This is a genomic window from Chrysosporum bergii ANA360D, from assembly GCF_029891735.1.
In the GTDB taxonomy this organism is placed as follows: Bacteria; Cyanobacteriota; Cyanobacteriia; order Cyanobacteriales; family Nostocaceae; genus Umezakia; species Umezakia bergii.
Map to the genome: position 1 here is coordinate 1 of NZ_JANQDH010000109.1, position 11,165 is coordinate 11,165.

9 protein-coding genes are annotated in these 11,165 nt (G+C 42.8%); 4 read left to right on the forward strand and 5 right to left on the reverse strand.

Features of this window, described 5'->3' with window-relative positions; genetic code table 11:
* Nucleotides 1-385 precede the first annotated feature (385 nt).
* Both NWP17_RS15925 and NWP17_RS15930 read left to right on the forward strand, forming a co-directional pair.
* On the forward strand, nt 386-1,348 hold the full coding sequence (locus tag NWP17_RS15925; RefSeq protein ID WP_280655856.1) for an NADH-quinone oxidoreductase subunit B family protein: 963 nt from the start codon (nt 386-388) through the stop codon (nt 1,346-1,348).
* Between the two features lie 21 nt (nt 1,349-1,369).
* Nucleotides 1,370-2,965, forward strand: coding sequence for a nickel-dependent hydrogenase large subunit (locus tag NWP17_RS15930; RefSeq protein WP_280655857.1), 1,596 nt, complete (start codon nt 1,370-1,372; stop codon nt 2,963-2,965).
* Nucleotides 2,966-3,044: 79 nt separating this feature from the next.
* Here the strand turns inward: NWP17_RS15930 and NWP17_RS15935 are convergent, their stop codons facing one another.
* The 3 genes from NWP17_RS15935 to NWP17_RS15945 all read right to left on the reverse strand — a co-directional run bounded on the left by NWP17_RS15935 (nt 3,045) and on the right by NWP17_RS15945 (nt 6,342).
* Nucleotides 3,045-4,106 (reverse strand): fatty acid desaturase, encoded by a 1,062-nt coding sequence (locus NWP17_RS15935; RefSeq protein WP_280655858.1) that lies wholly within the window; start codon nt 4,104-4,106, stop codon nt 3,045-3,047.
* Nucleotides 4,107-4,254: 148 nt separating this feature from the next.
* Entirely contained in the window at nt 4,255-5,307 is a 1,053-nt protein-coding gene (locus tag NWP17_RS15940; protein WP_280655859.1) for a fatty acid desaturase, read from the reverse strand.
* Nucleotides 5,308-5,523: 216 nt separating this feature from the next.
* Complete coding sequence (locus NWP17_RS15945; RefSeq protein ID WP_280655860.1) at nt 5,524-6,342, reverse strand: acyl-CoA desaturase; 819 nt, start codon at nt 6,340-6,342, stop codon at nt 5,524-5,526.
* An 89-nt stretch (nt 6,343-6,431) separates the two neighbouring features.
* Here NWP17_RS15945 and NWP17_RS15950 point away from each other — a divergent pair, with 89 nt between their 5' ends.
* A complete protein-coding gene (locus NWP17_RS15950) occupies nt 6,432-7,667 on the forward strand; it encodes a methionine gamma-lyase family protein (protein WP_280655861.1) in 1,236 nt (411 codons plus the stop codon).
* Nucleotides 7,668-7,758: 91 nt separating this feature from the next.
* On the opposite strand, the gene NWP17_RS15955 is transcribed toward NWP17_RS15950, so the two are convergent.
* Nucleotides 7,759-8,952 carry a Coenzyme F420 hydrogenase/dehydrogenase, beta subunit C-terminal domain gene (locus NWP17_RS15955; protein ID WP_280655862.1) on the reverse strand — a complete coding sequence of 398 codons (1,194 nt, stop codon included), beginning with the start codon at nt 8,950-8,952 and terminating at the stop codon, nt 7,759-7,761.
* A 411-nt stretch (nt 8,953-9,363) separates the two neighbouring features.
* Here NWP17_RS15955 and NWP17_RS15960 point away from each other — a divergent pair, with 411 nt between their 5' ends.
* Complete coding sequence (locus NWP17_RS15960) at nt 9,364-10,812, forward strand: glycoside hydrolase 100 family protein (RefSeq protein WP_280655863.1); 1,449 nt, start codon at nt 9,364-9,366, stop codon at nt 10,810-10,812.
* A 56-nt stretch (nt 10,813-10,868) separates the two neighbouring features.
* Here NWP17_RS15960 and NWP17_RS15965 read toward each other — a convergent pair.
* On the reverse strand, nt 10,869-11,165 hold a 297-nt coding region (locus NWP17_RS15965), incomplete at its 5' end, for a bluetail domain-containing putative surface protein (RefSeq protein WP_280655864.1).

Here is an 11,165-nt window from a genome sequence, read left to right on the forward strand (position 1 = left end):
GTAACACAAGCATCCTGCTTGTCCCCTCTAGCAGTTATCGGTTTGAGAAAGATTTATCAACATTGCACATAAACTAGTCGGTTTTAACCGACTTTAGCTATTAGACAGGGAATTTATTCCCTGTCTACACGATATAATAGAACAGCGCAGAATGAGTGAATTGCACTAGCTGTTAATGCTGCGCGGCTAAATACTGGCTAGAAGCCGGTGTTACAATGTTGCTTTCACATCTTAGATGTACGGTAATAATTAATTTTTATTTAATAAATCAAGCATCAGAAAAAAAATAAGTTATATTAATAAATAAATATTCATAGACAGGTGATACCCTACAAACCTCATCACCCATATCCGGCATGATCAACAATACAAAAATGTGTAGCTAATGACTAATATACTATGGCTGCAAGGCGGCGCTTGTTCAGGCAACACCATGTCATTTCTCAACGCCGAAGAACCAACAGTCTGCGATCTCATTGCCGACTTTGGCATTAATATTTTATGGCATCCCTCCCTAGGAGTAGAAATGGGTGATAACTTGCAAACCTTGTTATGGGATTGCATTTCCGGTAAAATTACCCTAGACATCTTAGTATTTGAAGGCAGCGTTATTAACGCTCCCAACGGTACAGGGCAATGGAACCGTTTTGCCCACCGCCCCATGAAGGAGTGGTTAAAAGACTTGTGCCAAGTGGCTAAATTTATTGTGGCCGTAGGAGACTGTGCCACATGGGGAGGTATACCCGCCATGTCACCCAACCCCAGTGAATCACAAGGCTTGCAATATCTCAAGCGTGAAAAAGGCGGTTTCTTAGGTAAAGATTTTGTCTCCCAAGCCGGGTTACCAGTCATCAACATTCCCGGATGTCCAGCCCATCCCGATTGGATTACCCAGATATTAGTAGCCATCGCCACAGGACGCATAGCAGATATTGCCTTGGATGAACTGCAACGCCCTCAAACCTTCTTCAACACCTACACCCAAACAGGCTGTACTCGTAACGTTCATTTTGCCTATAAAGCATCAATCGAGGAATTTGGTCAACGGAAAGGCTGCCTATATTATGACCTAGGTTGTCGTGGTCCCATGACACATTCATCCTGTAACCGCACCTTATGGAACCGCGTCTCCTCAAAAACCCGCGCAGGGATGCCTTGTATAGGTTGTACAGAACCAGAATTTCCCTTCTTTGACCTCCAGCCCGGAACAGTCTTTAAAACCCAAACCATCATGGGCGTTCCCAAAGAATTACCTCCAGGAGTCAAAGCCAAAGATTACGCCTTACTGACAATGGTAGCTAAAGACACCATGCCGCCTTGGGCAGAGGAGGACTTTTTTACTGTTTAAAACTACTTGAAGGAGAACACAATGACGATTCAAACATTAGATATTTCCCCTGTGGGTAGAGTGGAAGGGGATTTAGATGTGCGAGTAGATATTGAAGATGGGCAGGTAGTTAACGCCTGGACACAGGCGGAAATGTTTCGGGGATTTGAAATTATTTTACGCGGCAAAGACCCCCAAGCAGGCTTAATTGTTACACCCCGCATTTGTGGTATTTGTGGCGGTTCCCATCTGACTAGTGCATCTTGGGCATTGGATACTCTTTGGGGTACGGAAGTTCCTCGTAATGCCATATTGGCCAGAAATTTGGGTCAAATTGTGGAAACCATACAAAGTATACCACGATACTTTTATGGTTTGTTTGCTATTGACTTAACCAATAAAAATTACCGCAGTAGCCGCTTTTATGAAGAAGCTTGTCGCAGGTTTGCGGCTTTTACTGGTAAGTCTTATGAACTCGGCATCACAATTTCCGGTAAACCCGTCGAAATTTATGCCCTTTTCGGCGGACAATGGCCTCATTCTAGTTACATGGTTCCCGGTGGTGTGATGTGCGCCCCCACCCTCACAGACATTACCCGCGCTTGGGCAATTCTGGAATACTTCCGCACCAATTGGTTAGAACCAGTGTGGTTAGGCTGTTCCTTAGAACGATATGAACAAATCCGCACCTATGATGATTTTATGGCTTGGTTAGATGAAAACCCCAATCATCGTGAGTCAGACCTGGGTTTTTATTGGCGTATGGGTTTAGATATCGGTCTGGATAGATATGGGGCTGGTGTGGGTAAATATGTAACTTGGGGGTATTTACCCCATGAAGACAAATACCAAAAACCAACTATCCCAGGGCGAAATACTGCCATGTTTATGAAAAATGGTGTGTATGATAGTTTCAGCGATACTCACGCTTCAATGGATCAGTCCTTGCTGCGGGAAAATACTACTCATTCCTGGTACGATGAGGGAACGGCAGATGTTCACCCCAGCGATCGCACTACTAAACCCAGAGTCTCAAATACTAAAGACTTTGAAAATGCTTATTCTTGGTCTAGTGCTGTACTTCACCAAGACTTTGGGCGGTTAGAAGCGGGTCCGTTAGCTAGGCAGTTAGTAGCTGGTGGTAATCATGGTGAATCTTGGCAACATCATGACGGATTTATTTTAGATGCTTTTAAGCGCTTGGGTGGTGCTAGTGTTCATCTGCGTCAGTTAGCACGACTTCATGAAATTGTCAAGTTATATCGCCAAGCCCAACACTGCTTACGAGAATTGAAATTAAACGACCCTTGGTATATCAAACCAACAGAAAAAGATGGACAGGGTTGGGGTGCGACAGAAGCAGCCCGGGGCGCTTTGTCTCACTGGGTTGAAGTACAAGAAGGTAAGATTAAAAATTACCAAGTAATTACTCCTGGTACTTGGAATATTGGACCCCGTGACAGTGAAGGTAAACGCGGCCCCATCGAACAAGCCTTAATAGGGACACCCATTGAAGATTCTACGGACCCTGTGGAAGTTGGTCACGTGGCGCGATCATTTGATTCTTGTTTGGTGTGTACTGTTCACGCCCATGATGCGAAAACTGGTGAAGAGTTAGCCCGTTTTCGCACTGCTTAGACGATGTTTGCTGGGTTTCTGGGGTGCGGAATGTGAGATACAAAAAAAGTCCGCTTGTGCGGACTTAATGTTTCTTTTTTTACTTAGAACTGTAGTAAACCTTACCACCAGTATCTGGGACAAAATGACAGCTAACGGCAGAACGCCATAAACATTTCCAAATTGGCTCTTGAGATGAGCGGAAGTATTCACCCATAATTGGTTTAATCGCTTCTGTGGCCCTGACTAAATTGTAGTGAGGCATATTCAAGAAGATATGATGGGCAACATGAGTACCGATATCATGATGAATGTGATTGATAAAACCGTAGTCTCTATCAATACTAGAAATAGCACCTTTTAAAAAAGTCCACTCTTCCCCACGATACCAAGGAATATCTGGCTCGGTATGATGTAAAAATGTCACTAAATCTAGCCAAATCACAAACACAATATAGGGCATAGCGTAGTATTTAATTAACCACATCCAACCCCATGTATAAGTGAGGAAACCCAATAAACCCACCATGCACAGCCAAAGTACGGTACTGGTGATTACATCCCATTTTTCCGAGGGCTTAAATAGGGGACTACTGGGTAAAAAGTGAGAACCTTCTTTACCGGGAGAACGCTTGAACAAATACACAGGATAAGCCAAAAGAAAAACGTAATACCTACCTATTTTTTGCAGTAATGGCATTTCTGTATACTGAGATTTGGTCACAGGATACCAACTTTCATCATTATCAATATTGCCAGTATTTTTGTGATGGGTTCTGTGGCTAATTCTCCAACCGTGATAAGGAACTAATATGGGTGTGTGAGATAAATGTCCAATTAGATTATTGAGCCATTGTTGCTTAGAAAAAGACTGGTGTCCGCAGTCATGTCCCACCACAAACAAGGCCCAAAACATTGTTCCCTGCATGACCCAAAAAACAGGCCAAAAATACCAAGAATCCAGATAATGAGCTACTGCATACAGCAGACTAATAATCAAGATGTCACGAAAAAAGAAAAATAGGGATTTGGTGACGTTGGGCTGAAAGCAGTCAGGGGGTATTGCAGCTTTCAAATCCTGAAGCGTAAAGGGGAGTTGGGTTGTGTTCTCGGACAATTGAGGGTGATCAGAATTATTGAAAGCGATGGTGTTTGATTGCACTAGATTCTTTGGTGGGATATATATCGGACTTTTTTTGACAAATCTTGAGTATCAGCTTGGACTAATACACAAGAAGATAATCTCTGGTAATTCATGTCGGAGTTTAATCTCACCAAAGAATCACCAGAATCTGTATTGCCAGAAAATGCTATTTTCCTGCGTAATATTCGTTGAATGTCTGATAGCCAACATGGGTTTGGTATAGTTGACATTGGTCGGTAATTTGCTTCATTAGCGACCAGGAGAACTTACACTCATCATGTAGATAAGGCTGCCAATTTTCTTTGATGCTGCTGTAGGCAAGCCGCAAATTATAAGAAGGAATAGCAGTAGAAATATGATGGGGGACGTGGACATTAATATCGTGGCAGAGAATTTCTATCCAATGGGGATAGTCACAATGAATAGTACCAGATAGCTGTGCTAAAGCTTCATTCCACTGGTTAGCTGTCTGAAAAGGAACGTCAGAGGCTGTGTGGTGAACAATAGTAAAGGTACTCATCCAAAAATGGTACACTATCCAGGGAAGAAACCAAAATTTCACAAATCCCCATATACCCGTTGTGGTAATGAGAAGAGGAAAAGCGATCGCTCCAAACAAGACTACTACAGCGACGGAAAGCTTAACGCTTGATTGGTCTTTGGTTTTAAATTTGCGCCAATCAAAATGTACCACTGCCCAATGTCCAATGGAACCTACCCACCAGAGACGGTTACGCATGAATCCTTTAAAGGTAAACTGCTGGAAAGGAGTCCAATTGGCAAACACCTGTGTTCTAATGGGATGCCAAGCATTATCTTCATCCAGCTTGTTGGTATGATTGTGGTGATGATTATGCTTAATCCGCCAACTGTGAAAGGGGTAAATCAAAGGCATCATGAATAAATGCCCTACTAAATCATTTACCCAACGACTTTTAGCAAAAGACCTGTGACCACAATCATGGCCAATCACAAAAAAACCTGTTAAAGCAGTACCTGTAAAAATCCAAGCTAAGGGTAGGAGAAACCAAGGGCTGATGGTCAAAATATAGTAACCCAAACCCACCATCAGGACACTGAGGAATACTTGACTCCAGGCTTTACGACGGTTGTGCTGAAAACATTCCCGTGGCAAGGTTTTGATAATATCTGTGAGTTTCAGGCTGGAATCGCCCAGGTCTTCACCTGGTTTCTGGCTATTGATTATTGATGTAGTCATGAACACTTGGAAAACAATAAGCTTTACTCCCAAGTCACCTATGAGGTAATTGGTCGTAAAGTTTCTTAACATTAGCGTCTTGGATTATAGCAACCATTGGTCACACAGCGATACTATTTTAGTTGGCTTAGTTGGCTTAGTTGGCTGAAAATATTCGCTGTGGGCAATAGTGAATAAATCAGGGAATTTATCCACTACTTACCAATGAACTGAAAATTACTGCTTTCTGTTCGCCAGCTTGACATTAGTGGCCAAACCGAACAATTGCAGGACTTGAATTGTCATCCAAGTTAAATCAATTTCCCACCATTCCAAGCCGTGACGGGCTGAGTATTGATAGGCATGATGATTATTATGCCAGCCTTCGCCGAATACTAGCAGGGCTACCCACCAGCAGTTGGTAGAGCGATCGCCAGAATCATGACTGCGATAACCAAATTTATGAGTGGCGCTATTCACTAGCCAGGTGCAGTGATAGACCCAGACAATGCGAACAAATATTCCCCAAACCACAAAAGACCAGCCCCCTAGGTAGATGAGGAATAAACCCAGTACCACCTGAATCAGAATAAAATATTTTTGTAAAAACTGATAAACTGAGTCTTCGGCAATGTCTTTGGTGAAGCGAGGAACGTCAGAGTGAGAGGGAGAATGATAAATCAGCCAACCGATATGACTCCACCAGAAACCTTTATTGGAGTCATGGGGGTCTGAGTCAGTATCAGAATGTAAATGATGAATGCGGTGTGTACCTACCCACTCAATTGGTCCGCCTTGACAGGCTAAAGTCCCGCACAAAACCAAGAAATACTCTAGCCATTTAGGACTGTGAAAGCTGCGGTGAGTAACCAGGCGGTGAAATCCCAGAGTAATACCTAGTCCACCAGTCACCCAGTATAGTAATAAAGCTACACCAACAGCATTCCAGCTAAAGTTACTGGGAACCAAAGCAAATAAAGCGCCGATGTGCAGGACAACGAAAAACAGGGTATTTACCCAGTTGATTTGAGGTTTAGTTGAAGTAGCAATTGTCATGCAATAACCCGATTTGATATTATCTAGCCTAACCTGCGGGATATAAAAATTCGCCTATTTGACTATTTTTTTTTGCAAAAGAGGAACTAATGAACGGATCAGAACAGTTGCGCCAAGCAGAACAGGCACTATTAAAGATTTTTTCTGGAATTGACGCTCAGGTCAAGGATAATCTTAAAAAAGTCTTGGATGCTTTTCGTTATCACCGTGTGGGGGCGCACCATTTCGCTGGTGTTAGTGGTTATGGTCACGATGACTTAGGACGAGAAACATTAGATGAAGTTTTTGCCCAAGTCATGGGGGCTGAAGCCGCGGCGGTGCGGGTGCAATTTGTTTCTGGAACTCATGCGATCGCTTGCGCTTTGTTTGGTGTTCTCCGTCCTGGGGATGAAATGTTAGCAGTGGTGGGTTCTCCCTACGATACCCTAGAGGAGGTCATTGGTTTACGGGGTAAGGGCCAAGGTTCTCTGATTGAGTTTGGCATAAATTACCGCCAATTGGAGCTAACCCCACAGGGAACTATAGATTGGCATTCTCTAAGTACTGGCATATCTGAAAATACCCGTTTAGTATTAATTCAGCGTTCTTGCGGATATTCCTGGCGATCGAGCTTATCAATTGCCGACATAGAAAAAATCGTTTACTTAGTTAAACAGCAAAACCCTAATACAGTTTGTTTTGTAGATAACTGTTATGGGGAATTCATAGAAACCAAAGAACCCACAGAAGTTGGTGCTGACTTAATAGCGGGGTCATTAATCAAAAATCCTGGTGGAACTATTGTGACTGCTGGGGGTTATGTCGCTGGTCGGGCTGACTTAGTGGAAGCAGCAGCTTGTCGCTTGACCGCACCTGGTATTGGTAGTTATGGGGGTGCTACCTTTGACCAAAATCGTCTATTGTTCCAAGGCTTATTTTTAGCGCCCCAAATGGTAGGGGAAGCTATGAAAGGAACTCATTTAACAGGTTATGTGTTTGATAAATTGGGTTATCCAGTGAATCCCCCACCCTTTGCACCCCGTGGAGATGTGATTCAAGCCATTAAACTCGGTTCTGCTGCCAAGCTAATTGCTTTTTGTAAAGCTATACAGGAGCATTCCCCTGTGGGTTCCTACTTAGACCCCATCCCCGATGATATACCGGGATACGAAAGCCAAGTGGTCATGGCTGGGGGGACATTCATTGAAGGTAGTACTTTAGAGTTTTCCGCTGATGGACCTTTGCGGGAACCCTATGTAGTTTATTGTCAAGGGGGGACTCACTGGACTCATGTGGCGATCGCCTTAGAGGCGGCAATGGATGCTGTGGGTTTTAATCAGGTATGATTGGTTAATTTCACCCAGAGACCCAAAGGCGCAAACAGGAATGATTGAGAATGAGATTACAGGCTTGATTACTTCTCTGGGAGGGTGAGAACTAATCGGGTAAGTTATACTGCTGTACTATCTTTTTGGCAAATTCTGGCAGATGATGCTGTAACTTCCCTGGATAATTCCGCTTCACATATAAATAATTCCTGGTGAAATGGGAATCAATGGAAAACCTGGCGTATTCTAAACCCTTGGGGCCGATTTTTTCAATCACTATACCCATGAGTTTGGCTGCCCACATGGGTATAGTTATACCTTGATCATAAGCGGGAATACTTTGTTGTACTGCTGGTTTCCGGTTTCCTTGGGACATGACCGGCTGGGTGTCTATCTGGTTTTGAACTAAGTCTAGCATGGCTTTACCTGTGTCGTTTCTGACTACAATCCATTGCCAGCCAAAGGGTGCGCCCATGTAACCGACTACTAAATCTGCTAGGGAGTTGACGTAATCAAAGCAAGTCATACAGGAAGGAGCAAACACATCTTTTAGTTGGTTGGTTTTTAGCCCAAAAAATGGCACTTTCTCAATGGAGCCATCTTCATGTTTGAAGTGTATGCGGAAGTCTTGCATAAATTCATAATGTACTACTGTGTGGGGTGAGTGACTGGTGGTTTCTAGGAATTTTTGCAGTCCGGCGCGGGTGACGTTATCTACGCAAGGTGTCCCTAAGACATAGAGTTTTTCTAGGCCTAGTTGTTTTTCTACCGCTCTCAGGGCTTGAATTTGGCAACCTACGCCAATGACTAATAATTTTTTCATCCCTGATTGTTCTATTTGTTCTAAAATAGAAAGGTTGGGAGATAATGTTGGTTTGTTTACTCTTGCTGCTAGTATTTCTTCTGGGGTACGGGCGATGACGGGCATGGGTTGAAAGCGGTCTTCTTTGGTGTTTTGCACACAAACAACGCCTTCTACTAAGCCACGGTTGAGCATTTCAATGGCTATGCTACTAACTATTCCTGTCCATTGTGCGCCTTCTATGGGCTGCTGTTTCCTGGCGGCCATCATGTCTTGATGTACACCAAAGTATAATTCGTTTTCGTTGTCTAGGTCACGCGATCGCTTGTGGGTTTGTGCTTCTAAAGTCTGTATTTGCTGATTGATAAAAGCGCAGGCTTCCTTGACATAGTGGATATAGTATGTATCACACAGTCCGCACTCGCTACAAAGGTCTTTAGCCGGACGACGGCTAGTGGGTTTGAGGGCTTTGGCTTTTTTGTGGGGAAAAACTGAAGTCATATTAATGGCTATTTGTTATTACTGATATTAGTTTTACACAAGATAGACTCTTTAAATATCCCTGATTTTTTTTCATCAGGTCAGTAAATGAACAACTCTTAATATTTAACCATATTATTGATAATTTAAGTAAAATATGGATTTATGGTTAAATATTACTCTATAAATTTTTTTGGCTTTGATATTGCATATTCTGCCAAAACATTATAAATTAATAAATTATAGGGGAATAGTCTGATTAGCCGTCTGGCAATGGCGGAAAAATTTGTAACTTAAGTTATTATCTATAATTGGTTTTCGGCAAACAATTTGCTATTGAAAATATGCTTTTTGTTGTGCTTACAATAGCATCAAGAATCTATCCAGCTGCATCTACTAAAAATTTACCCCCTCAATGGAGTTGCTCTAGCGATGCCAATTAATGAGTTAGTCACAGATGAGAATATAGAGGAACAGGCATGGCGGGCGCTAGAGAATTCAATTCTCTATTATCAAGGCCGCCCCATTGGCACTGTAGCCGCTTATGATGTTTCAGTGGAAGCACTGAATTATGATCAGTGCTTTGTTCGGGATTTTGTCTCTTCAGCGTTGATTTTTTTAATTAAGGGGAAAACAGATATTGTTCGTAATTTCCTAGAGGAAACTTTGAAGTTACAACCGAAAGAAAGAGAATTAGATGCTTATAAGCCGGGGCGCGGTTTGATACCGGCTAGCTTTAAGGTTGTCTGCGAAAATGGACAGGAATATTTAGAGGCGGATTTCGGGGAACACGCGATCGCTAGAGTTACTCCTGTGGATTCTTGTTTGTGGTGGATTATTGTATTGCGTGCATATGTAATGGCCACTAAGGATTATTCCATAGCCTATCAGGCAGATTTCCAACATGGTATTCGGTTAATTATGGAAATTTGCTTGGCTAATCGCTTTGATATGTACCCGACTCTGTTAGTTCCTGATGGTGCTTGCATGATTGACCGGCGTATGGGGATTTATGGCCATCCTCTAGAAATTCAAGTTTTATTTTATGCGGCTTTGCGAGCGGCTCGTGAAATGCTGATTTGTCAAGGTAATCAAGACATAGTCGCAGCTATTGATAAGCGCTTACCGCTTTTATGCGCTCATATTCGCCACCATTATTGGATAGATATTAATCGTCTCAATGCAATTTATCGTTTTAAGAGTGAGGAGTATGGCAAAGGCGCAGTGAATTTATTTAATATCTATGTGGACTCACTTCCTTATTACGAATTGGATAAGTGGCTACCGCGACGAGGTGGTTATTTAGCTGGTAATGTCGGTCCGTCACAGTTAGATACTCGTTTTTTTGCGGTGGGTAACTTGATGGCCGTTATTTCTGATTTAGCTAGTGAGGAACAGTCACAAGCAATTATGACTTTAATTGACGAAAGATGGGAAGACTTGGTGGGCGATATGCCTATGAAAATCTGTTTTCCCGCTTTGGAAAATGAAGAGTACAAAATTGTCACCGGATGTGACCCGAAAAATATTCCCTGGTCATATCATAATGCTGGTAGTTGGCCTGTGTTGATGTGGATGTTGGCCGCAGCAGCTGTAAAAACTCATAAAGGTGGTTTGGCTAGAAAGGCTGTGGAAATTGCTAAGGCACGTTTGAGTGAAGATGAATGGCCGGAGTATTATGATGGTAAAAAGGGACGTTTAATTGGTAAACAAGCCAGGAAGTATCAAACTTGGACAATTGCTGGTTTTTTGTTGGCTAAGGAACTGATGGACAACCCCAATTACTTACCCTTGGTGAGTTTTGATGAATTACCGCATGAAGTTGTTTCTCGCGCCTGTGAGTTTGAAATTGGCAGTGTAGATCCTTACATATCTCGGTAGTAGATAAGCTGTTGCCTATTTAGATGTACCTCACTTGGGCAAAATTCCCTATATCATTATATAAAGTAGCTATCCACATTGAGAGTACCCGCAGCGAAGGTAAACCGGTCTACGTACAGAACTAAATCGTTATTGGATTGGAAACCTGCTGTACCGTCGTTAATGGATAAATACTGTCGTCCTCTCCAACCAAAGAACACAGCAGAGTTAATTCCTAACCCCTGTGCGCCTGGGGTGGCTTGATCTGCATCAGCATAAGCAGCATTCACCGCATCAGCTATGCTTGTAGTAGTGAATGTGCCGGCGTTGAATAACCCCAACGGTTTGCCAAAGTCAGCACGGAAGCGATCGCC